The sequence below is a fragment of the Fodinibius sediminis genome (genome assembly GCF_900182555.1).
Classification (GTDB): Bacteria; Bacteroidota; Rhodothermia; order Balneolales; family Balneolaceae; genus Fodinibius; species Fodinibius sediminis.
The window spans coordinates 17,687-41,519 of sequence record NZ_FXTH01000001.1 but is presented as its reverse complement, the minus strand read 5'-3'; the positions used below and the strand labels follow the sequence as shown (position 1 = coordinate 41,519).

The 23,833-nt window shown below is 50.2% G+C and carries 17 protein-coding genes; 6 read left to right on the top strand and 11 right to left on the bottom strand.

What is annotated here, in order from left to right; genetic code table 11:
- Nucleotides 1-22: 22 nt before the first annotated feature.
- Nucleotides 23-784 carry a YebC/PmpR family DNA-binding transcriptional regulator gene (locus FN808_RS00170; RefSeq protein WP_142712525.1) on the bottom strand — a complete coding sequence of 254 codons (762 nt, stop codon included), beginning with the start codon at nt 782-784 and terminating at the stop codon, nt 23-25.
- A gap of 212 nt (nt 785-996) precedes the next feature.
- Between FN808_RS00170 and bshA the strand changes: the two genes are divergently transcribed.
- Both bshA and FN808_RS00160 read left to right on the top strand, forming a co-directional pair.
- Complete coding sequence (gene bshA, locus FN808_RS00165; protein ID WP_142712524.1) at nt 997-2,142, top strand: N-acetyl-alpha-D-glucosaminyl L-malate synthase BshA; 1,146 nt, start codon at nt 997-999, stop codon at nt 2,140-2,142.
- A 30-nt stretch (nt 2,143-2,172) separates the two neighbouring features.
- Nucleotides 2,173-3,063 carry a DMT family transporter gene (locus tag FN808_RS00160; protein WP_142712523.1) on the top strand — a complete coding sequence of 297 codons (891 nt, stop codon included), beginning with the start codon at nt 2,173-2,175 and terminating at the stop codon, nt 3,061-3,063.
- A gap of 15 nt (nt 3,064-3,078) precedes the next feature.
- On the opposite strand, the gene FN808_RS00155 is transcribed toward FN808_RS00160, so the two are convergent.
- From FN808_RS00155 to FN808_RS00140, 4 genes are all read right to left on the bottom strand, one after another.
- A complete protein-coding gene (locus tag FN808_RS00155) occupies nt 3,079-3,900 on the bottom strand; it encodes a sulfotransferase family protein (protein WP_142712522.1) in 822 nt (273 codons plus the stop codon).
- A 116-nt stretch (nt 3,901-4,016) separates the two neighbouring features.
- Nucleotides 4,017-5,225: an ADP-forming succinate--CoA ligase subunit beta gene (gene sucC / locus FN808_RS00150; protein WP_142712521.1), complete on the bottom strand. Its 1,209-nt coding sequence runs from the start codon at nt 5,223-5,225 to the stop codon at nt 4,017-4,019.
- Nucleotides 5,226-5,477: 252 nt separating this feature from the next.
- Nucleotides 5,478-6,194 (bottom strand): HAD family hydrolase, encoded by a 717-nt coding sequence (locus tag FN808_RS00145; RefSeq protein WP_142712520.1) that lies wholly within the window; start codon nt 6,192-6,194, stop codon nt 5,478-5,480.
- Between the two features lie 4 nt (nt 6,195-6,198).
- Nucleotides 6,199-6,765 carry a D-glycero-alpha-D-manno-heptose-1,7-bisphosphate 7-phosphatase gene (locus FN808_RS00140; protein WP_142712519.1) on the bottom strand — a complete coding sequence of 189 codons (567 nt, stop codon included), beginning with the start codon at nt 6,763-6,765 and terminating at the stop codon, nt 6,199-6,201.
- Between the two features lie 379 nt (nt 6,766-7,144).
- Here FN808_RS00140 and FN808_RS00135 point away from each other — a divergent pair, with 379 nt between their 5' ends.
- Nucleotides 7,145-7,885 carry a DUF4382 domain-containing protein gene (locus FN808_RS00135; protein WP_185958167.1) on the top strand — a complete coding sequence of 247 codons (741 nt, stop codon included), beginning with the start codon at nt 7,145-7,147 and terminating at the stop codon, nt 7,883-7,885.
- Nucleotides 7,886-8,821: 936 nt separating this feature from the next.
- Here the strand turns inward: FN808_RS00135 and FN808_RS00130 are convergent.
- Nucleotides 8,822-10,561 carry a capsule assembly Wzi family protein gene (locus FN808_RS00130; protein ID WP_142712517.1) on the bottom strand — a complete coding sequence of 580 codons (1,740 nt, stop codon included), beginning with the start codon at nt 10,559-10,561 and terminating at the stop codon, nt 8,822-8,824.
- A gap of 174 nt (nt 10,562-10,735) precedes the next feature.
- Complete coding sequence (locus tag FN808_RS00125; protein WP_142712516.1) at nt 10,736-13,738, bottom strand: S8 family peptidase; 3,003 nt, start codon at nt 13,736-13,738, stop codon at nt 10,736-10,738.
- A gap of 121 nt (nt 13,739-13,859) precedes the next feature.
- Here FN808_RS00125 and FN808_RS00120 point away from each other — a divergent pair, with 121 nt between their 5' ends.
- Both FN808_RS00120 and FN808_RS00115 read left to right on the top strand, forming a co-directional pair.
- The gene (locus tag FN808_RS00120; RefSeq protein WP_246068235.1) at nt 13,860-15,479 is read left to right on the top strand and encodes a Ppx/GppA phosphatase family protein; all 1,620 of its coding nucleotides are present in this window, start codon (nt 13,860-13,862) and stop codon (nt 15,477-15,479) included.
- A 256-nt stretch (nt 15,480-15,735) separates the two neighbouring features.
- Complete coding sequence (locus FN808_RS00115; protein ID WP_142712514.1) at nt 15,736-16,377, top strand: hypothetical protein; 642 nt, start codon at nt 15,736-15,738, stop codon at nt 16,375-16,377.
- 39 nt (nt 16,378-16,416) lie between these two features.
- Here the strand turns inward: FN808_RS00115 and FN808_RS00110 are convergent, their stop codons facing one another.
- The 4 genes from FN808_RS00110 to FN808_RS00095 form a co-directional block, all read right to left on the bottom strand.
- Entirely contained in the window at nt 16,417-16,875 is a 459-nt protein-coding gene (locus FN808_RS00110; protein WP_142712513.1) for a hypothetical protein, read from the bottom strand.
- A gap of 85 nt (nt 16,876-16,960) precedes the next feature.
- Nucleotides 16,961-18,313, bottom strand: a complete 1,353-nt coding sequence (locus tag FN808_RS00105; protein WP_142712512.1) for a murein hydrolase activator EnvC family protein — start codon at nt 18,311-18,313, stop codon at nt 16,961-16,963.
- A complete protein-coding gene (locus FN808_RS00100; RefSeq protein ID WP_142712511.1) occupies nt 18,310-19,080 on the bottom strand; it encodes a DUF4292 domain-containing protein in 771 nt (256 codons plus the stop codon). Before FN808_RS00100 ends, FN808_RS00105 begins: the two co-directional genes overlap by 4 nt.
- A gap of 205 nt (nt 19,081-19,285) precedes the next feature.
- Nucleotides 19,286-20,029, bottom strand: a complete 744-nt coding sequence (locus FN808_RS00095) for a helical backbone metal receptor (protein ID WP_142712510.1) — start codon at nt 20,027-20,029, stop codon at nt 19,286-19,288.
- Between the two features lie 339 nt (nt 20,030-20,368).
- Here FN808_RS00095 and FN808_RS00090 point away from each other — a divergent pair, with 339 nt between their 5' ends.
- Nucleotides 20,369-23,812 carry a ThuA domain-containing protein gene (locus FN808_RS00090; RefSeq protein ID WP_142712509.1) on the top strand — a complete coding sequence of 1,148 codons (3,444 nt, stop codon included), beginning with the start codon at nt 20,369-20,371 and terminating at the stop codon, nt 23,810-23,812.
- The last annotated feature ends 21 nt before the right edge of the window (nt 23,813-23,833 follow it).

Here is a 23,833-nt window from a genome sequence, read left to right as displayed (position 1 = left end):
AGACTCAGACGCTAACCGCCCATTAATCCATTTGTTCAGCAATAGCTAACGTTTCATCATCCATTTTCATATTTGTAAAAACATTGGAGACATCGTCATTGTCTTCAAACTTGTCCATGAGTTTGAAATTTGATTCAGCTACGTCTGCTTCAGCCTTGACTTCCGTCATCGGAAGACGGATGAGCTCAGCAGATTCAATGTCGTAGCCGGCCTCTTCTAATTGGTCGCGCACCTCGTACATGCTTTCCCGGGCAGTGGTTACGTTAAAGAATTCGCCGTCGGTATCGATCTCCTCCGCACCGGCATCAATAGCATTCAGCATAAATTCCTCTTCATCGTGACTCTCCGGCTTTACCAGGATCATGCCTTTCTGTTCAAACAGGTAGCCTACCGATCCATCGGTGCCGAGGTTGCCGCCGTGAGAGGTAAAAATATGCCGAATTTCACCAACCGTACGGTTATAGTTGTTGGTTGTAACCTCGATAAAATAGGCGATGCCACCCGGGCCATATCCCTCGTAGGTGGCATCTTCATAACGTCCATCGCCTTCATCAAGTTCGCCGGTCCCCTTTTTTATAGCGCGTTCGATATTGTCTTTGGGGACATTGTCACTTTTGGCATTGTCGATGGCCGTATCGAGGCGGGGATTCATATCCGGATCACCTCCTCCTTCGCGGGCGGCGACCGAAATTTCCCGCAGGTGCTTATTGAATATTTTTGCTCTTTTTTTATCTTCTTTGGCCTTTTTATGCTTTATATTAGACCATTTGGAATGTCCTGCCATAAGATTGGATACTGGTTTAGAGTGTATGACAAAAGTGAAAATAGATTTCGTCTTGTGGGATCTCCTAAAAGTCTATAATATAAGAGATAGCTGGCTTTACACCTAATATTGGAATCTGGAAATGAGGAAGCGTATTTTTTTGTTAGCCCATCAGGAGATGCTTGAATGGCCAACTCAGCGGGGCCCGAATATGAACTCTAGATTTTTTTAGCATGAATATAGGAATTGTCTGTTATCCCACCTTTGGGGGAAGCGGTGTTGTGGCAACAGAACTGGCGAAGGGGTTGGCTCAAAAAGGGCACAATATGCATATGCTCAGCTATGCCCGCCCGGCACGTCTTGATACCTTTCAAAGTAATATTTCATACCATGAAGTAAATCTTAATACCTATCCGCTGTTTGAATACCCTCCCTATGACTTGGCGCTTGCCAATCAGATGGCCAATCTCATTGAGTATGAAAAAATTGATGTGCTTCATGTTCATTATGCCATCCCCCATGCTACCAGCGCCTACCTGGCCAAGCAGATTCTGGGGCAGAAAGCAGCGCATGTGCCGTTGATCACAACGCTGCATGGCACAGATATCACGATTGTCGGAAGCGATCCCAGCTATAAAAGCGTGGTGGATTTTTCCATCAATCAAAGTGACGGGGTGACAGCGGTCTCAGAATACCTTAAAAGGGAAACCTATGAACGTTTTGATATCCAAAAGGAAATAGAGGTCATTCCCAACTTCATTGATTTAAAACGATTTAAGAAATCAAATAAAAATCATTTTAAACGGGCCATTTGTCCCAATGGGGAAAAGGTCGTGGTTCATGTATCCAACTTCAGGGAAGTGAAGCGGGTGCCGGAAGTGATCTCGGTGTTTGAGCAGATTCTTCGCAATGACATTGAAGCCAAACTGCTGCTGGTCGGAGACGGTCCCGATCGCCAGCGGGCCGAAAAGCGCTGCCGGGAGCTGAAAATTTGTGATCATGTTCGTTTTCTGGGTAAACAGGACCAGGTCGAGGAGGTGTTGTCCATTGCTGACCTTTTTCTTATACCCTCGGGGTCTGAAACCTTCGGGCTCGCGGCGCTGGAAGCAATGAGTTGCAGCGTGCCTGTCATCAGTTCCAACATTGGAGGCCTCCCCGAAGTCAATATTCACGGGGAAACGGGCTACCTCTGTGATCTTGATGATATCAAATGCATGGCCAATTACGGGGTTGAAATTCTAAAAAACAAGGATTTGCACAAGCAGATGTCCCAGAATGCGCGAAAACAGGCTGAGCGGTTTGAGATGTCAAAGATTGTCAGCAAGTATGAACAGTATTATGAGAGCTGCAAGGAGCAGCTGCAGAAGCAGTTGTCCTGATAATTACCGTTCACTGGCAGATTTGATTGGATGACTGACAATACCTCACTGCGGGCTCTCGGTTATATTGTTTTTGGCGCAACGATGGTGAGTTTTACCTCGGTGCTGGTCGAAGTTGCCCATACCGGGCCCACGGAAACGGCTTTTTACCGGATGTTTTTCGGAGGGCTGCTACTGCTGGTTATAGCGCTCGCCAGGGGCGATCGGATGTGGCTGGGCTTCAGGTTTTTATCCCTTCCCTTTTGGGCTGCATTGTTTTTTAGCCTGGATCTTTTTTTCTGGCACCGAAGCATCATCTATGTCGGCCCGGGGCTTGCAACCATACTGGGTAATATGCAGGTTTTTTTTGTGGCCCTGCTGGCCGTGTGGCTGCTCAAAGAGCGCCTGAGCTGGCAGTTGATGGCCGCAATTCCTGCGGCGATGGCAGGTCTTTTTTTGATGGTGCGAACCGGCTGGGGACAGCACCACGGGGCCGTCAAACTGGGGGTGTTGTTTGGGCTGCTGACAGCCTTGTCCTATGCCCTGTATATCCTGGTTTTGCGACGGTCTCGGGCGGGAGGCACAAACAGCCCATTTTCCATATTTGCAAACATGAGTTGGATCAGTTTGCTTTCGGCTCTGCTTCTGGGAATCACCGTTGTTGTGGAGCCGGATGCCGGTTTTACCATTCCGGACCTGCAAACATGGGGAGTTCTGCTGGGGCTGGGGCTTGTAGGGCAGGTGGCGGGATGGGTGCTCATATCCAAGGGGCTGCCCGATGTGGACGCCTCCATTGGTGGACTGGCTATTTTACTCCAGCCGGCCCTGGCCTTTATGTGGGATATACTCTTTTTCGGACGTCCTACAACGACGCTGGAATACCTGGGAGCGGTTATCGTGCTGGGGGGCATTTATCTGGGAGCCACGGGTAAAAAGAAATAGGTGTTCTTCCGGAGCCTATAAGGCAGACAGCCATTTCTTGGGATGGGTAATTCTGATTCTGCGACCGATTAGCTGTTCAATGATTCGCCTGATCGCTTCTGAATATTTGCCTAATTTCAGGAATACGCTTTTTTTGATAGTCATAAATTCCGGGAAGTGGCTGGGACGCAGGTCGGCTTCCACCCCCTCCAGTTCCTCCATCCAGTCATCATTCTTCTCGTATCCAAACCTGATCAGGTCATCTGACAGCGGGCCATGCTGTTCAATCTGCCCAACAATGCGTTCTTTATGGTTGTGCCACCGCCCGACACTCGTTGGTTTGATCGGGCGAACGCCTCTCAGGGCCTCCTTTGAGGAGTCGGATACTGTGGCTGCCTTGTGGTATTCGCTGAAAAGAGCCGTCTGCCTTAAAAATGGGATCCGTTCTGAGAGCAGCTGCTGGGTCTGGTCAGGATCCGAAACAAACGATTCGTAGCGTACAAGAATGAATCGGGGGTGCTTTTTAAGTCGTTCTGCCGCCCGGCTGTACCTCTTCCAGTATTTCAGTCCCGCCCAGTAGCGATCGGGGTCTTTCTTGTGCCTGCTGCAGATAATATCACGGGGATCGCGGAGCATGCAGATGACATAAAGGTCCGGATCCACCTTCAGGCTGGGGCCGACAATCATGATGTCTTTTGGACTCTTGGTCAGAAAAATATCAGGTTGGCCCGGGGCCCGGACAAACAGGCGATCCTCATGGTTGGTGTGGTAATCAATATGGAAGCATGTTTTAATAGCTTCGGCCATGAGGGTGGTACCTGTGCGGGGGCTGACGCCGACAATGTGGATTCTTTTCATATGGTATCCGGATTTTTATAGATACTGTACCAATAAATAAAAAAGACTTGCCAAGTTGTAGAAACCCGGCAAGTCTTGTGCAAAGAGCAGAAGTATATCAAAAGAGGCATTGGTTATTATGCTGCCAGTACCTCGGAGACCTCTTCGGCTGCTTCTTTAAGCAGTACGGCCGATATGACGTTCAGGTCGGAGTTGTCGATGATCTCCTTGGCTTCTTCGGCATTGGTCCCCTGCAGGCGGACAATAATGGGGACGTTCTCTACCTTTTCGGCAATTTCAGGATCTTTAACAGCCTCAATAATACCGTTGGCGACGCGATCGCAGCGAACAATACCGCCGAAGATGTTAATCAGGATGGCCTTAACATTTTTATCTTCAAGAATGATGCGGAACCCATTTTTGACTGTTTCCACGTTGGCACTCCCTCCCACATCAAGGAAGTTGGCCGGTTCTCCGCCGGAAAGTTTGATGATGTCCATGGTGGCCATAGCCAGTCCTGCGCCATTGACCATGCAGCCCACATTGCCATCCAGCTTAATGTAATTGAGGCCATATTTTGAGGCTTCCAGCTCAACAGGGTTTTCTTCTGATTTGTCGCGCAGCCCGGCTATTTCTTTATGGCGGAACAGGGCATTGTCGTCAAAGGTCATCTTGGCGTCAAGGGCCATCACATCACCGCCCGGTGTAAGAACCAGCGGGTTGATTTCCACAAGGTTGGCATCTGTTTCCTGGTAGCATTTGTACAGGGCCATAATAAATTTAACGGCCTTTTTAAATGCATCGCCTTCAAAACCAAGGGCATAAGCGAGATGTCGCGCCTGGTTGTGTTGCAGATCCATTCCGGGTTCGACCCATTCCTTGATGATTTTTTCGGGCGTTTCTTCCGCCACTTTTTCAATTTCCACTCCGCCTTCAGTGGAAACCATGATCACATTTTTGCTTTTGGAGCGGTCGAGCAGAATACCGAGATAAAATTCTTGTTCAATATCAACGCCGTCAGTGACATAGATGCGCTTGACTTTCTGCCCTTCTTCGCCCGTTTGCACAGTGACGAGCGTGTCGCCCAGCAGCGATTCGGCAGCATCACGCACTTCATCAATGGTATCACAGAGAATGACACCGCTGGCCCCGCTGTTCTTGGTCTTTCCTTTACCGCGTCCACCGGCATGAATCTGGGCCTTGACCACAAAAAGGGTGGCGCCACTGGCCTTCATTTCTTCAGCGGCCTTCACGGCATCATCCACCGTTGTCGCCGAAACCCCGGCTGGTACGGCTACGTTATATTCTTTCAGTAGTTCTTTGGCTTGGTATTCATGGATTTTCATAACAACAATCTGTAAGGTTAATAATTACTGCAATTGACATACTTCTTGATTCTTTGCATCGGCTCCCCAATCCTTGGGGTATTAAAAGCAGGCGCTTAATATAAGAAATGAATGGCAAGAAATTCAGTCGGATATACAATTTGTACGTATTTTTGCAGGGTGGATGCTGAATGGAGAGGCGGGATGGGGAAGGTGCTGCTCTTTGGAATATCGGTTCATGTGGGAATGCTACCGCTGGTGGGGCGAATATTTTTAGCCCAGCAGGGTATCAGCCACTTCGGTCCAGTTTTTACATATATGATCAGGCATCGGATCATGATTGTTATCCTCATAATCTGCAAAATTGGTGAAGAGAATAGCCTGCATGCCAACCCCTTTGGCCCCGGTAATATCGGTATGAACCAAGTCGCCAATATGCCAGGACTCAGCTGCCTTGCTGCTGGTTTTTTGCAGGGCTTCCCGGTAGGCCCTGGGGTTGGGTTTGCTGTAGCCGGTTTCATCGCTGAATATAAAACACTGAAAATAGCTTCGGAGTCCCCGTTTTTCCAGGAACTTCCGAATCACCCGGCCCGGTGAATACATGGTATCGGAGATAAGCGCCAGCGGGTAACGTTCAGCCAGCATGGGAATGATTTCCTGGACATTACTGGAGAGGTCAGGGGCCCCTTCCCATAGTGATTCCTCGAACCGGGTTACCAGATATTGCTGTTCATCATCAGATGCGTGGATATTCAGGTACTCCAGAATCGTTGCCACCAATTCATCGGTCGTCGGGGTACGATGCTGGTCATGCCAAATTCGATTGAATTCTTTGGAGGCAGCCTGTTTTGCCTTGTCGATATGTTCCAGTGAGAGCTGGTGTGTGTGATTTCGGGCCACTTTCTGAAGGGCCTTTATTCGAACCTGGCGGCGAATGTCGCCTCCGGTTTGGGAATGAACGATGGTGTTCCAAAAATCGATGGAAATCATAGTGTTATCTGTTTTCTTTGTTGAAATCGAAGCTGTTGACCACTTGGTTGATATTGTCAAAGGTGGGGATGGAGTGTTGCGAGAGCCATTCCTTGTCTTGGCTGGGTTCGTGGCGCGATCGGATAAAGAAGGGGGTTATCCCCAGGTTCACGGCTGGCTGAAGGTCACTTATCTTATCACCGGCCATGTATGACCGATTGAAATCGATATCATGTTTCTCAGCCGCTTTCTGAAACATGCCGGTTCCCGGTTTGCGATCTTCGGGATGATACAGTTGGTTGGGATCGTAGTCGGGATGGTGAGGGGCATAATACCAGTCGTCAATAGTGACGGAGTGTTCTTCCAGTTGCTGGTCTACCCAGCAATGCAGATCCTGTACCTGCTTTTCGGAGTAGCGTCCCCTTGCGATTCCTGACTGATTCGTGACAACAATGATTTTATAATTTTGCTCTTGCATCCAGCGCAATGCAGCAATAGCCCCATCACACCAAGACCATTCACCGGGCGTGTGAACAAAATTGTAATCTACATTAATGGTACCGTCACGATCGAGAAAAAAAGCTTGGTTCATATCAGGGGTTAATTACAGAATTACCGTTTCCAATTTAAAAAAATAGAGCGGCAGGTGCCACCGCAGGATGTAATATAACCTTCTCTAGGGGTGAATTTGTGCCGGATGGTGAAAACGAAAGCAGACAATGCCATTTTAAAGGGAAAGATCGGAACAAAAAAAACGGTTTTGTACTAAGAATATGCTCAGATGGTCATAACATATAGTAACTCATCACAAATAATTACTACAAAGGGCAAGTACTATGAATAAAGCTAATATTATACAATCAACGATTTATCGCGTCTTACAAGGCGTATTTGTACTTGGGGCCGTTATGCTAATAGCTGTCTCATGTAATGATGTCAATTTTAACGGACCGGAACACGGTAAAGGTCACATGAACGTAAGGCTGACCGATGCTCCCGCGGAATACGAGGAGGTTAATGTGGATGTTCAGGGACTGCGTATCCATTACACTCCCTTCGGCGATGATACCACTGATGTTGATCCTGAACGGGATGGCAAGTGGATCGATCTTCCGGTAGATCCCATGATTATTAATCTGCTTGATCTGACAAATGGCGTGGATACATTATTATCGTCTGCTGACTTGGAGCCGGGCTATTACAGAGAGTTGCGGCTTATTCTCGGCAGCGAAAATACCGTCATGGTAGATGGCGAACTTGAGCGCTTGAAAGTACCCAGCGGGCAGCAGTCTGGTTATAAAATCAAGTTCAAGACAGAACTCGAGGCTGGTGAAGAACTCGACGTTATGATTGACTTTGACGCCGGACGCTCAGTGCATAAAGCTGGAAGAAGTGGAAAATATATTCTCAAGCCGGTGCTTAAAGCATTTGTTGAAGAGGGTGAAGAAGCAACGGTAGGATCGATTTCTGGTACTGTGGAAGCGGAGATGGATGCCAGTGCCTGGGTGTATGCTGTAATGGGTAATGACACTACAGGGACCCAGATCGATGCAGAAGGTGGATTTATGCTGCGAGGCCTGGAAGAGGGCATGTATGATGTCGTGGTAGAGCCGGCAGGTGATGAATATTCTGCAACTACTGTAACCGGTGTCTCAGTGGAAAGTGGTGTGGAAACGACGGTAGATCCAATTGAATTGGGTGACGACGACTAAAATCTGTGACCATGCTATCGTAAGTAAGATAGTCAATATAAAGTGGCCCGGCTGTTTATTCAGCCGGGCCATTTTTTTTGTCAGCTTCCTTCTTTAATAGCTTGCTCAGGATCGGCGATAGGTATTGTCTGAATAGAATCTGGTCTCTTGGCAACTATTGTTTGAGTATCCCCAGGGGTATGGCGGCAGTTGTGCTTGTTTGGTTGTCAGGCCTCAGTAATTCTTTGTGGCTCTATTCACCCGGTTGGTCATAAGTCCTGACAAAACTATTAATCGCACTGACCCGTTATGAATTGGTTGAATTACTGAGGGGGATAGCAGCTGTGCAGGGCACGCACTATGAACTCTTCTTCAAATGGGGCAAGTAGTGATTGCCGGCAATGTCGTTTTTCTGTCTTAATCACGGTAGAAGCATCAGAGGCAAAAAAGGGGGACGTGAACGATTTAGAGAAACCGCATACGGTTGTTTGGCATGGATTGAAAATAGTATTCCGGGGTTTCTTGTATACGTATCCGCGGACAGGGGCGTGAAAGAGCAGGGGCTGGTACAACGAAAGAAATGGGTCCCGGGCTTGTTATGTGAAAGCTGGGAGTCTCATGCTGCATGCCTTGAGTATGGATTCCTGATTGATGGTCGTATTATTTTCATCCTGCTTCAACGAGGGAAGGTAGGAAGGAACGGGGAATCCGGGAATGAAGTGATAACAACATTCCATGACCGGTAAATATAGCAGCAAAGGGTCAGAGCTGTTGTCGTACCGCGGGTATATCCAGTTGATCAAGGAGAAGAAGGGACTGGTAGCTTCGCCGGTGCTGAGCTCTTTATTATGGGGAAGGACGGCAAGTAATCTGAGGTTCTCGCGGGGGTGTTTCCTTCCCGACTGCCCGAATCAATGATTTAATCATTGGATACAGCAGCAGGATTACCGTATAGTTTTACCGCAGGCTGGAAAGACGATAGCGGATGGAAAGCTTGACCCCCAGATGGTTCTGATCGTTCTCAAAGATATAGTCGTGATTAATCTCACGTCGATAGGTCAGACCGATATCTGTTTCAAACTGTTTGTAAAAAAACAAGAGGGAGGTGCCCAGGCGCATTTCCACATTATGCAGCCAGTACTTGTTATTGTTGGGATTCTGGACCTCGTTTTGAATCATGGCGTCTGAGAGGTAAAGGAAATCGTTGTTTTTGGCTACCCGCTGTACAAAAAACTTGATTCGGCCCTGGTCAAAAAACAACGAACTGCCCAGGTACTGGCTGTTTGACCCCGGCCCTATGGCGGCCCCCAGCAGCTGTCCGCGGTTCGTATACCCCTGACGCGATCTGCTATGGACGTAGAAGGGAGCATAGCCGCGAAAGGCACCCGATTTGCTGGCTTCCAGCTGGGTGATTTCAGTATTGATGGATAACAGCCGATCATTTTTGAGGGTAAAGGTTTTCTGGAGCCCCAGTGTATATCCCCGGCTGTGTTCCGGTTCGGTGAAAAAATCGCGCCAGTCCCAGCTGTGGTCGGTTCGCGCCCATTCGCCATAGATTTCCAGACCACTTTCCGGGAATACCCACTGCCCAAACAGCGAGAGAAGCTGATCGGACTGGTCATTGCCGCTGATATTGGTGTCATCTGTAAAACTGTTTTTCGTAAAGGCTTCAAAGATCTTGAACAGGTCGCCCGCCGGTATTCCTTCCGGGGGGATGGTTTCATAGAAAATGCGGTTGATTCCAAGGCGCAGCCCCGGCACCGGCTTTGGGTTGAAAGAGAGATTTAAACCAGAAATAAATCGTTCATCATTGGCAGAGTTCTCATCAAAATAATCGGATTCCCATAACTTGCCCCAGAAAAGCTTGGTCTTCAGATGCCCGATATAGATGTCCTTGGGTTCTTCCGTGCTTATAAAAAAGTGGCGAAATCCAGGGGCGTTGCTGTCCATCAGAATGGCATTTTGGCGCGAGGGTCCCCAGCGCATGTGCTCATTGGAGATACCGGATGCCCATCCGCGGTAGTCGGCTCGCAGGTACGATTGTCCCCAGTCGGCTGTCCAGAACGACTGGTCCCCAAAGCGCTGGGGCCAGTCTATTGGTCCCAGCGCATAGGCAAAAGGTGATTTGTGGGGGTTTCTTTCGTAGGGGGAGAGTCCAAAAGGCCGGTTCTGATTAAAGATAAGGTGGGGTCTGAGAGAAACCGACAGAAAGCGGTACCGGGCAAAAAAACCGGCTGACAGGTCGTTCGTAAAGCCCCGCCCTTGCCAAACCGGCCCGTCATGCTGTCCGCCAGGATCGAGGGATTGCCAATAGGTTCGGAACCGGGGGTCATAGGGAACTATGATGAAGCCAGCAGTTTCCCGGTCGCCGATGCGGGTAGAGTGGTCTTCTTGAAGCACCGGATCGGGTATGGTGGCCCATGGATGCTGTTTCAGGCTGTCAAGATGCATCATCATGGAATATTCCTGTTCAAAGAGGGAGAAAGCATCGCCGGGCTCTGAGAGTTCGCCGCTGATGGTTAGCACGCGCAGGTATTCGTTGTAGGCATCATTCACCGGCAGCTCTTGAGCATGACTTTGAGGCGCACAAGCGAGCAAACCAACGAGCAGTGCTACGACTCCTCCAATGACGGTTGCAGTTAGATAGTCTGGAATGAGAGTAAAGAAAGATTGTTTGAGAGACAGCACCCGTTTCATATGCAGTATTGTTCAGTTCTGTGAAGCATTTTGGAAATTTAGAGGGTAAACGGGGGGCTTTTGTTCCCTTCTGAGTGCCGGGAAATCCGGGTTCGTCCGCAGCAAGAGGTTACTCTGCACGCGCAGGCGGAGAAAAGGGGCGAACCATGCCAGGCTTCCCGGCTGAAGAATAATTTATTTGATATGCGTCATGGGAATGGTCTGGATGCCTTCATTGGTTTTGAGTCGGGCAAAATACACTCCGCTGCTCAATGCCCCGGCATCGAAATCAACAAAGTGGGACTTGGCTTCCATCTTCTCATTTCTGAGGACCCGCACTTTCCGGCCCAGAACATCAAAGATGGTAAGTTTGACAGGTGTTTCCTTTTCCAGGTCAAATCGGATACGGGTCTTGGATCGAAAGGGGTTGGGGTAATTTTGAAAGAGGTTCGTCGGCTTTGGATCCTTCGGGGCTTCAGCCCGCCCAGTCGGAGAAACGTCAAAGGGTTTTTGGCTGCGGGCTGCAGCTACCTGATTACGCAGTATGCCGGCATCCTCACCGAAGGCATAGGCGAAACCAACGGTTATTTCTGCCCCGGGTTCCAGAGTATAGGGACCGGAAGCAATAACAGCAGAAACATCTGTATTTTGAATATCCGTACGTTCTTTTTGTGCTTTGAGTGCAGTGCGTTTTTCAGAATCACTGAAGCCGTCGTACAGGCCGAAGACCAGGCTGTCGGAAGATCCTTCTATGGTATTATCAATCGCCAGGACGCTTGAGATGGTTCCCATGGTGGCGGCTGCCGCTACAGGTTGACTGCTGTTTTCGGTTGCATCAGAGAGATACAGGAGACTGTCAGCCGGAATAAAGGAGGCACTGTTATTGGAGGCATCGCCGATGTCCCAGTCGTTGAAGAGTCCCACATAGGTATTATTGAGGTCATGGAAGGAGGAGTTGTTGCGGAGGGTATAGCGAAGCATGACTACGCGATTCATCTGGGGATGGTCATAGGCATAAGTATGCAGGCGGACGGTGGCATCGTGGGTAGTATCGGATTCGATACGGAAAGAAGCAGAACCATCGAGATCGGAGGTCGCATCCTCTGTGCTTGTTGTGAAAAGCTCCAGAGGGATAAAGTCTTTAGACAACTGGCCCGTTTCGCTTCGGACAGCATCATACAGCTTCCCGTCGATTTCAATCATCAGTCCCCCTTCAAAAAGGATATTTTTCCCTTCGCTATAATCTTCGGCTGCCGGGCTGCGGGGGATGAAGCCCACTCCGCCCGAGCCGGTGAACGGTTGGGTAAAACCGATGGTTCCGTCGGCGGCAAGGGAGGTTTTTACCCGGTTGGCAGCAACCACGTCGTAGAGGAACTCATCATACTGGGCGATGCCAAAATCCCGGTAGCTTCCGTCAGAACTGCTGAAGTTGATCCGAAGGGTAGGGGTTTTTTTAAGGTCAAAGTTATCGTTGATGACCAGGCCGAAAGAAACATCCGTGGAATCTCCCGTTGCAAGGGACGGCAGCTGCAATTCAGTATTCAGCAGTTCTATGCCCTCCTCATTGAGTGCCTGAAGCCGCAGGGTGATCCCAGAAGCTGACTTTCCGACATTAGCGATTTCAAGTGATACGGTGCCCGGCTGGTTGAGCTGCAGCTTTCGGCCTTCCTCATTGGTAAAGCGCGCAGATACAATCTTCAATCCCGGGTTATTGGAGTTGAGGGCCTTGAATGCGTTTATTTTGCCATGGCCCAGTCGGTGAGCATAAATGAGGGGGTTTGACTCATCGACGGGGACCGCAGTGGTACGAATCTGTCGGCCAATGCGCTCGGGAGACCAGCCTGGGTGAATCCTTTTCAGGAGGGCCGCAAGGCCGCTGACGACGGGAGCCGACATGGAAGTGCCGCTCTTCGTTGTATATGACGCTTCATAGCTGGTGCTTGCTATGCCAGAGCCGGCAGCCAGAACATCCAGGGTATAGCCATAATTGGAATAGCCCGCAACAGAATTGTTTGTTTCCACCGCCCCCACACTTACCACTTTGTCGTAGCCGGCGGGGTAGCCAATCTTTCGATTCCCCTCATTGCCGGAAGAGGAAATCACCAGCGATCCCTGCTGCGTGACATAGTCAATAACTTCCTGCTCGGCCTGCGAAAAACCGTCCCCGCCCCAGCTGCAGTTGATAATATCTGCACCTTGTTCGGCGGCATAAACGATGCCTTCCATGCCATAACCCACCGAAGCTGGATCATCGGGGTTTCCACCTGCCTTAACGGCCATGTAACTGCTGTTGAACCCGGCCCCGGCTATGCCGGCATCATTGTTGGTCTCTGCTGCAGCGATACCCGCCACATGGGTACCGTGGTCAGTTCCGTCGTGAATGGGGTTGTTGTCAGCTGTCGGTTGGTTGAGGGGGCCCGAATCCCAGAAGTCCCAGCCGAAAAGGTCATCCGTGTAGTTGTTACCGTCCCCATCCATCTGATCCATGAGGGGGGCGTCGGGATGGAGCGCATCATCCAGCTGGATAGCGCCATCCCCATTGTAGTCTTTGCCGTTTTCGCGGAGATACTGTTTAATTTCCGCAGAGGTGATACGGCCGTCTGTATTTCGATCCAGCTGGGAAAAAAGGGCGGAGGGGATTTCTTCCTGGTTGACCCAGAGCTTGTCGTCGAGTTCCGGGTGGTTGTACCCGACCCCGCCATCAACAATGGCGATGACAACGCCGGGGCTGCCCGTTGTGAGGTCCCATGCTTCGGGAAACTGGTGGAAATTGATCCACTTTTCCAGGTTTGGATCACTGGGAGTAAGATGCAGCTCGCGCCGGTACTTGGGTTCGGCATACGCCACGCCGGGTATTCGTTCAACTTTGGCCGCCAGCTGCACCGGATCAATATGCCTGCTGAAGGTGACTTCATGAATTTGCAGCAGGTTGGTGGCTCGGGGATCGTTTTTTTTCCGCAGCTTCTGCTGCATGGGACCTTTCAAAAAAGGGGTGATGGTTCGGGCCCCGGAAAACCGGAGAAACTGCTCCACAGCCGTACGGGGATCACTTTTGAGCTTTGTCTTAAGTTGCTGCAACCGGTGCTCCGATTCATATTTGAGGATGAGCCTGTCGGAAAAATAGCTCGCCTGTCCGGCGGCTGACAAGGGCAGCGCCAGTAGCATCAGCATAAGAGGCAGGAGTCGTCTATTGATCATATGGAACTATGTTATGAAAATGCACTTCAAATTGTAAATTAATCGTGGGGTATTTCTGAAGCATGGAAATACCAGGTAATATAATATATTGTTACCACGGACCCTGAACAGAATGAATACTATGTCTTCAGTTGCAACACCTGTCAAGCGTATTGCCGCCCTGGATCTTGGGACCAATTCTTTTCACGTGGTGCTGGTTGATATTTACCCGGATGGCCATTTTCATACGATCGACAAATTAAAGGAGATGGTTGTTTTAGCCGAGAAGGGAATGAAGCACCAGCTGAGCGAGGCGGCGATGGATAGGGGTATAGCGGCGCTCAGAAGAATAAAAATTTTATGTGACAGCCAGGGGGTGGAGCAAATACTGGCTTACGCTACCAGTGCCATACGGGAGGCGGAAAATGGTGGAGCATTTATTCAGCGGATGATTGATGAGACGGGCATAAAGGCACATGCTATTTCCGGCAGGAAAGAGGCACAGCTTATTGGGAAGGCTGTAAAGCATGCGGTTTCATATGACGGGGAAACCGTTTTGATAGTGGATATCGGCGGGGGAAGTGTAGAGTTTATCGTGGCAAACCAAGCGGAAGTGTTCTATAGTACCAGCGAGAAGGTCGGGGTCGCACGGATGACGGCCGAATATGTAAGCACGGATCCCATGGCTCCTGTGGAGATCAAGCGGCTGCAGGCACATTACAGTGATAAGCTCAGCGATCTTTTTGTGCAGCTTGACCGGCACAAGATACGAACGCTGATCGGTTCTTCGGGCACAATGGAGAATATCGCTGCCATGGTAGCCAGTCGACAGTCCATCACAGCCTCGCTGACCCTGAATGAACTCACCTTTTCAGCCAGAAGCTATAAAGAATTTCATCAGGCGTTTATTAAAATGAATCGCCGGGAGCGCCTTGGTGAGAAAGGTCTGGATGAAAAAAGAGTGGATATCATTGCACCCGGACTTGTTTTGCTGGAGCTCATTATCCGGAAGGCAGGGATCGAGCGAATCAAAATTTCAGAGTCCGCCCTGCGCGAGGGTATGATCTGGGATTACATTGATAATGAGAAGGAGGCGCTGGAGCTCGATCTGTTGGAGCGGGAGGGAGCGGCCCCCCGGCGTCGCAGCGTGTTTGAGCTGCTTCGAAAGTGCAGCTGGCATGAAAAACATTCCCGGCACGTTACTAAAATGGCACTCCAGCTGTTTGACTTTTTCCAGGACGAGCTGGCGCTGCCGGACGGGGACCGAGAGCTCCTGGAATATGCTGGCTACCTGCATGATATCGGTTACTATATTTCTCATCGAAAACATCACAAGCACGCGCTCTATATCATACGAAATGCCGATTTGAGAGGCTTTACGGAAGACGAGATAAACGTGATGGCCAATGTGGCACGCTATCATCGGCGATCAACGCCCAAGAAACGCCACAAACGGTATCGCAAGCTGGACAAGCCCCTGCGGCAGCGAGTCAAAAAGATGGCGGCCCTGCTGCGGGTGGCAGACGGCCTTGACCGCAGTCATTATCAGAATGTACAGCAGCTGGAAATCGAAGATGAGGGGCAGTCGGTTACCTTATATATCACTACCGAGGCCGATCCGGAGCTGGAAATATGGGGGGCAATGCGTAAAGCTCATCTCTTTGAGCAGGTACTTGGGAAGTCGCTCGAGATATATTCCAAAGAGAAGGGAAAGGTGGTGGACAGGGAGCCTCCCGATCCATTCCCGGAACACAAGGCATAGGTATATCTCTAAGAATCCAGGGGTTAGAAATACTGCCATTCCGAATCTGGTTCAACGATATGGGCGGTTACCGACAGGGGTATTGCGCTTTTCGGCCAATCATGGTTGTTTAGGCAAGAATCCGGAAAAGAGTTTGTCAAGTGATCTATCAGCCTTACTTTACGGCTTAAAATTCTTATGCAAGATGCGTATTTTCGGTGCGTTGCAGTTGCACTGATGTCGAATGGTTCAAATTTAATTGGTAGTTCAAAATTGTATGATGAAAAATTATTCAGCCAGATATTCAATAGATGCATTGCTCCTCGCTGTGGGAATCTTACTGTTCTCAGCGGGTTCTCTTCACGCCCAGACCACCGATTCAGCTATCAAGCCCTTGCGGTCGGATGTGGGAATCAACGGACTGACGGCTAATTTTCACTGGTTAAGCAATTTTACCCAGCTTGATGACGATACGCTGCGTTCGGACGGCAGTTCCGAACTTGAATTTGTATTTCGTGATATCAGGATGATGACTCCCCGGCTGGGCGTTGGGTTCCAGGTGCTGGGCAGCTTTTTTATAGACAATTCCGGTGATAATACCAGTTTTGGTGTTGGCAGTTGGGGCCTGGGGCCGGTTTTCCGGGCCTATCCCTTTAAAACCAATCGTTTTCAGCCCTATGTTCAGGGGAATGCATTATTTGGAAACAATCTGGCCGTGGGTACGATGGCCAACAGCCGCACCGGCGGCAATGGCTTTCGCGTTCGACTGGGACTGCGGGGCGGTGTGGCCTACCGGATAAACAATAGCATAGGATTTTTCGTGGAAGCAGGTCCCGACTGGGAAAGCGGGCGGCTCTTCAAAGCAGACGCCCGCAATATGCAGATCAATATCGGGATTGACGTGTATCGGTTTAACTGATGATTCCTGCCGGAAAACTGTCAGCTGACCGTATAGCTTCTAGTTTTTGCTCAAATCATCATGGGGGCGTTTCAAGGAATCCGGCATTTCCCGTTCTTCGTCGCGTAGCTGTTGAATGTAGAGATCACGCTTTACCAGGCCGCGACGGATGCCAAAATAAGTTCCAAGGTAGGCAGAAAAAATAGTGATAACAGTAAACAACAGCTGCGACTGTCCCAGGCCTACATCCTTGGTATAGATCCAAAAAAGCGTCGGGATAATGGTCAATGCCGCCATCAAATAGCATATCCAGTTCATATCTACAGCCTTGATAACGAAACGGCGGCTGATGCCAAAATTCAGGTTCAGGTAAACCAAGCCAAAACCGAGCAGGAAAAGGTAGCCGGCAGTGTCTTCACGGTCAACATATCGGATGAAGTCGTGGGAGACCACGATAAGAAGTAACCCTATAACGAGTGAGCCGCTGATAAATGCAAATGTGCGCTGCCAATTATTCATACTGACGGTGGAATCATGGTTTTGAATGGTTCATCAGCGAAAATATTAACAAAAGAGAGGGAAGCCAACTTAAAAACGGTGGAATCTATTTTTTTTGGAGCCAGTTTTCAGGATCCAGATTGTTATTGTTTTCGCGGACCAGAAAAAAGACGGATTCACCATTCGTGGAATTCTGGTCCCCCGACAAGCCGACGATATCGCCCCTTTGCAGAATGGAGCCGTCTCGCACGGAAACACTGCTGAGGTTTCCGTAGGCAGTGATGAAGCGTCCGTGCTTGACAAGCACGACATCACCATAGCCGGGAAAAGGCTGTATGGCAATTACATAGCCGGGGTGTACCACTTTGACCGGGGCCTGTGGATCAGATAAAATTTCAATGCCCAGATTTGGGGTGACCGTACCGTATACCGGGTGACGCTGTCGTCCGAAATGTTCCAGGATAGTACTGCTTTCTACCGGCCAGGGCAATTGTCCTTTGTTTTGGGCGAAACTGACCTCAATCTTTTTGAGGGCTTCGTCATCCAGGAAGGCCTCTTCTTCGGCGGGACTGTTGGCATATCGCGCGACTTCACGGGCCCGTTCGGCATCATCTTCAATATTCTCCGCCTCCGCTAATTTTTGATTTCGTTCCGCCTCCTGTTGCCGTCGGCGTTCGGCTTGTGCCTGGCGAATATTTTCTTCCTCGCGGATAAGCTCAGTAAGCGTATTGTTCAGGCTCTGCTTCTGCTGCTGTATCTCCTGCAGTCTTTCCTGCAGACGTTCTTTATCCTGGCGAAGCAGGGCGACATTGCTTTCCTGCTGCTTCTTTTTTTCTGCCAGCTTTTCCTTTTCCTGCCTTATTTCAACCAGCAGTTCTTCATTTCGTTCTTGTCCTTGCTTCAGCTGTGCCCGGTTGTGTTTTAATTCTTCCTCCGCTTCCCGGATGGCACTGATCTGTCCCTCGCGAAAGGTATTGAACTTCCTGAGATAGTAGGCCCGAATAAGCATCTGGTTTACGGATGAGGATGCAAAGAGGAGGGCCAGTTCGGACGTTTGGCCGTGTTTGTACACGTATTGGAGGGTTTCCTTGTAGTTTTGGACCAGCGCAGTCAGTTTTTCCTGGTTGTCCTCAATGGTTTGGTTGATGACCGTAATTTCATTCTCGATCTGCGATTGTTCGGTCTGCAGTTTGGATATTTTTTCATCCTGCAGTGCAATCAGACGCTGAAGGTTTTCGAACTCTTCATAGAGGGTGGAGTACTGCTTGTTGGTCTGTTGCAGGCGCTGTTCAAAGGTGCTTATCTGTTCATTCAGCTTATTAATCTCTGCCCGGGTGTTTTTCTGTTTTTGCACCAGCTCTTCGCGCTGCTGGTCGTAGTTCTGTTCCTGCGCGGCCGCGGGCACTGCAAAGGCAAACAGGCACCCAATGAGAGTGATGTATAAACTGAACTTACTCATCGATTGTAGATTCGGATATCATCCGGCAAGTTAATAGTTAGTGTATCGAGCTCCGGGTTGAGTTCCAGTGAGCCAACCTGGAGTGCGATTTTTGATTGCTGTTCCGCCCCAAAGATAGTAATTCTTCGGGGCAGGGTGAACCCTTTTAACTGTGCGTAGGCATCATACTGTATCCGGGAGTAGGGCAGCTGTGTATCCGGAGGTTGTACAACCTCCCGGACAAGCAATGATTTCTTGTCCACAAAAACCCGGACGCCATCGTTCAGGAATAGCTGGTAGTGCGTTTTGTTTTCATGCATCTTTTGTATACTGCCGGCTGCGACGCTGAAATTGATGATATCGAGAATATTGAGCGAAGCCAGCTTGTTGATGCGATCCAGGCTGCCCTCCCGGATTGGAATTTTGCGGGCGTATTTGTCAATCTTATTGTACACCAACAGGGTGTCTCCGTCTGTCAGCAGTTCGCCTCCTTCTATACCGAGCCCGTTGCGAATGGTGACCAGGCTCCTGTCACGGCTGCTGGAAAACAGGAGCTTTAGCCGTTCCGTGTTATTGGGTTCACTTACAATTGCCCGTCCCTGTCCTGTGAGGGTCTGAAGCCTGCTGGTGTAATCAGGCAGCTGGCGGACAATAGCCTGGACGTCGGTTTCCGAAGGGCTATAGCCATCCCGCGACAGTTCCCGGGAGCCGGTACAGGAAACCATGATGATGCCGCTCAAGATCACAAGGAACCTCGGGGGACGTAATATTCGTGCGCTGTTGGTCATCTGGATGTTTTTGGTATTAGATAAAGCCCTTCAGCATGAGTTGCAAGTAATTAGAGCCGTTATAGGCTGTGGGTAGCTGCCCACCTGCATCAAAGTGCCGGAATTATACCGGCAACCGTACAACGGCAAACCGTGGAATATAGTACCGGATGTCCCCGTTTTCAACGAGTGAATCCGGTTTCTGGTGGCATGTCCGCGGCCGGGATCAGCTGATGGCCTTGCGCCAGACGTTAAGGCGCCCGAAAGCATGTTTCATGTGAGAGCCGTACCAGCTGAACCATTCGCCTTCTGTCAGGAGTACACGGGCCCCGGGGCATGCCTGCTCCACCCGGGGCAGGTGTTTTTCTTCGAAGGGATAGGGTTCGCTGCTTAAAAGAATCAAGTCCGGGTTGTAGCGGGAGAGTTCATCAAGCTTAAACTGGGGATACCGGTTTTGATGGTTGAAAACATTCCTCAGCTTCCAATGTTTCATCACATCGTGGATATAGGTATCGGCACCTACGCTCATCCAGGGATCTTTCCAAATCAGGTAAGCTGTTCTGAGCTCAGGCTCTTCGGGGCGTTCATCCAGGCGGTGCTGGATCTGTGTGATAAGCCGGCGGGCCTTGTCACCGGCGCCCAGCTTTTTGCCCAGTCTGTGAATAGCAATAAGGGCGTCCTCAATCGTGCCGATGTCCGTTAATTCAATTTCGAAATCATCTGCGAGGGCGCGAACATCCTCCGGGCGATTTTCCTCCCTGTTAGCGATGACAAGGTCGGGGTCAACCTGACGAATGGCATCCAGGCGTGGATTTTTTGTGCCTCCCACAATGGGGATGGCTCTTACTTTATTAAGGGGGTGTTTGCAAAATCGGGTCCGCCCCACGAGGCGAGTTGCCAGGCCCAGGTCAATGAGCAATTCCGTAAGGCTGGGAACGAGGCTGACAATGCGCTGGTAATCAGAAGACATTATGATGTATAAATTTATCTGATTGGGGTTGCCGACGGTTTATTCCCGCGGTACAGGGTAACGGCACAGCTGAATCAAAGGTTCAGCTGTGATACTCTTATGAAAATAACACAAATTTTTTGTCTTCATCAGAAATTACTAATATTGTTTGGCCCAATAAGTGTAGTTGCTACTATTGATAAACTGTGCGATAGTACCTGCTGCTAATGGTTCAGGGACGCCATGTGGAGGTGGCTGGAAAGCAAAAATTTGCACAATGGCATTCTCATTTGATGAAAAAAATTGTAATAAGCGAAGGTTGTTGGCCGCACACACCGTTCGAAAAATGAAACACCATACATGAAACATTCTCGTACCTTACTTCAATATTCGATTGTCTTCCTTTTTTCATTTCTGATTCTTTCCTGTTCCAAGCGATCTGGTCCGCCCAGGGTGCTGGTATTCAGCAAAACCGCTGGTTTTTATCACAATTCCATTCCCGACGGTATGGCGGCCATTCAAAAGCTGGGCGATGAAAACGGCTTTGAGGTTGATACTACGACCAATGCGGCCATGTTTACCGAGGATACACTCAGGCAGTATTCTGCCGTTATTTTCTTGAGCACAACCGGGAATGTGCTTGACAAGTATCAGGAAGCCGACTTCGAGCGGTACATCCAGGCCGGGGGCGGTTATGTGGGGATCCACGCAGCCGCAGATACCGAATACGAATGGGGCTGGTACGGCCGAATGGTAGGGGGATACTTCTCGGACCATCCCGGAATCAATGATCCGCATCCCAATGTGCAGCCGGGGGCGCTTCAGATTGAAGATTCAACGCATGCCTCCACCAGCTTTTTGCCCAATCCCTGGGAGCGCACAGATGAGTGGTACAGCTACAAGGAGTTTAATGAAGAGGTGAACGTTCTGCTGACGATTGACGAGGAAAGTTACCAAGGAGGGGCCGACATGGGGTATCACCCGATGGCCTGGTATCATGACTATGACGGGGGACGTGCCTTCTATACGGGCCTGGGACATACCAGGGAGTCGTTCACCGAAGATCGGTACCTGGAGCATGTTTTGGCGGGCATTCAGTATGCAATTGGTGAAAACAGAAAGCTGGATTATGACAAGGCGACTACGCATCGCGTGCCGGAGGCCAATCGTTTTTCAAAGACGCAGCTGGTAAGCGGGCAGCTTTTTGAGCCTACCGAAATGACAATCCTGCCCAACAACGACGTGCTGATAGCCCAACGGCGCGGGGAGGTAATGCTCTATAAAAACAGCGATTCAACCCTCAGCCAGGTAGGCCAGCTGGATGTGTACTGGAAAACCGAGGTGCCCAACGTGAATGCGGAGGAGGGCCTGATGGGTATTAAGGCGGATCCCGACTATGAAGAAAACCATCATATCTACCTCTTCTACAGCCCGGCTGATACCTCGGTTAATCGATTGTCAAGGTTTACCTTCGAGAATGACAAGCTGCAGCTGGAAACGGAAACCAAAATCCTGGAGTTCTATTCGCAGCGTGATATCTGCTGCCATACCGGCGGGTCTATCGCTTTCGACAGCGAAGGCCTGCTTTATCTCTCAACAGGAGATAATTCCACGCCTTTTGATGAACCGGACCAGAAGTATGTTTCTCATGGTTATGCGCCGCTGGACGACCGTCCCGGCCATAAGCAGTATGATGCCATGCGCACATCCGGCAATGCCAATGATCTGCGCGGTAAAATCCTGCGTATCAGGGTAAATGACGATGGCAGCTACGATATTCCCGAGGGCAATCTTTATCCGAAGGGGAAGGAGGGGACCCGGCCTGAAATTTATGTGCAGGGCAATCGGAACCCCTATCGCATCTCTGTCGATCAGAAAAACGGAAACCTCTACTGGGGTGAAGTTGGTCCGGACGCCAGCAACGACAGTCTCGATACCCGTGGCCCCAAGGGATATGATGAGGTAAATCAGGCGCGGGAGGCCGGCTTTTACGGATGGCCGATGTTTGTAGGTGATAACTACGCTTATCATCGCTATGATTACGGCACCGGCGAGTCTGGCAAGGCATTTGATCCCGAACGGCCGGTTAATGATTCTCGCAATAATACGGGAATTGCAGAGCTGCCTCCAGCCCAGCCGGCCTTTATTTGGTACCCGTATGATGAATCCGAAGAATTTCCTCAGGTGGGGACCGGGGGGCGAAATGCAATGGCAGGCCCCGTCTATTACACGGATATGTACCCTGAAAAACACCGGCTGCCCGATTATTTTGACGGCAAGTTAATTATTTACGACTGGATTCGTGGCTGGATTAAAGTGGTAACCATGAAGCCCAACGGCGATTTTGATAAAATGGATTCGTTTATGAAGGGAACTGAATTCAACGCTCCCATCGACATGGAAGTGGGGCCGGAAGGGCGAATTTATATCCTGGAATACGGCAGTGGCTGGTTTGCCCAGAATGATGACTCCGGTCTTCTCCGTATTGATTACAACGGCGGAAATCGTTCCCCGGTTGTGGAAAATATTTCTGTAGATAAGCGGTCGGGTACGCTGCCTCTAGAGATAACCGCTGAGGTTCGTGCAACTGATCCGGAACAGGATGAACTGCAGTACAGATGGAATATTGGCGACGGGACTACGAAGGAGACTTCCGAGCCCCGGCTGGTGCATACGTTTGAGGAAATCGGAGAATATTCCATTTCGGTGGATGTGAGTGACGGACACGGCCACACGGTGACGAGTAGTACGGCATCGGTATATGCTGGTAATGCAGCACCGAATGTGAGCATTGAGATTGAGGGCAACAGCACCTTCTATTTCAGTGACCAGCCGGTGTCCTATTCCGTAGAGGTTGACGACCCGGATGATCCCTCTGCCGGTGACGACCTTTCCACCCTCTTCGTTTCTGCCGACTACGTTGAGGGGGGCGATGACATGGAGACCTCTATGGGGCATCAACAGGCCTCGGCGGCAATGAGCGGCCGCAGCCTGCTTGGCTCTTTTGACTGCCAGGCGTGTCACGCTGTGAATACGGAGTCTATTGGTCCCTCCTATACCTCAGTATCAGAGCGATACCAGGATTCCTCGGGTGTGGAATCATACCTTGTGGATAAGATTATCAACGGAGGATCGGGAGCATGGGGTGACCGTGCCATGCCGGCCCATCTGGAAATGAGTGAGTCAGATGCCCAGAAAATTGTCTCGTGGATTATGTCATTAAGTGGAGAGGGGCAGACCCCCGAATCGCTGCCTGCCACCGGACAGCTCGACCCGACGATGGGTGAGGATCCCATTCCGAACGGGGTTTTTGTGCTCTCGGCCAGTTACACCGACAAGGGTGGTGAGAATACCAAACCCCTGACTGGAAATGCGAGCATCTACTTGCGAAACAACACCGTGAGCTTTTCGGCAGCCCGGAATATGGATGGGTACTCGACTATGACCTATGAAGATAATCTTCTGATGATGGTGCCCCAGGAACAGGGGGCGTTCAGCCTGAGCAATATTGATCTTACCAATATCTCCGGCGTCCAGTTTATGACGGCCACACAGAAACCCATGGAAGAGGAGTATGTCTTTGAGCTCCGGCTGGACAGCCCAGACGGTGAGAAGGTGGGCGAGGTGATCCGGAGCGGCGGCGGAAAGCCGACAGAGCAGGGGTTTGTGGCTGGCTCTTTTACAATCCCTGTCGAAGCAGATGTAAATGAAGTTCATGATATCTATATTGTGAGTCGTCCTGTCGACAGCGAAGTCTCCGGTCAGCTCATCCTGTCCGGCATAACGTTTCTGAACGGGCAGTGAGGGCAGGACCGAAGGGATATC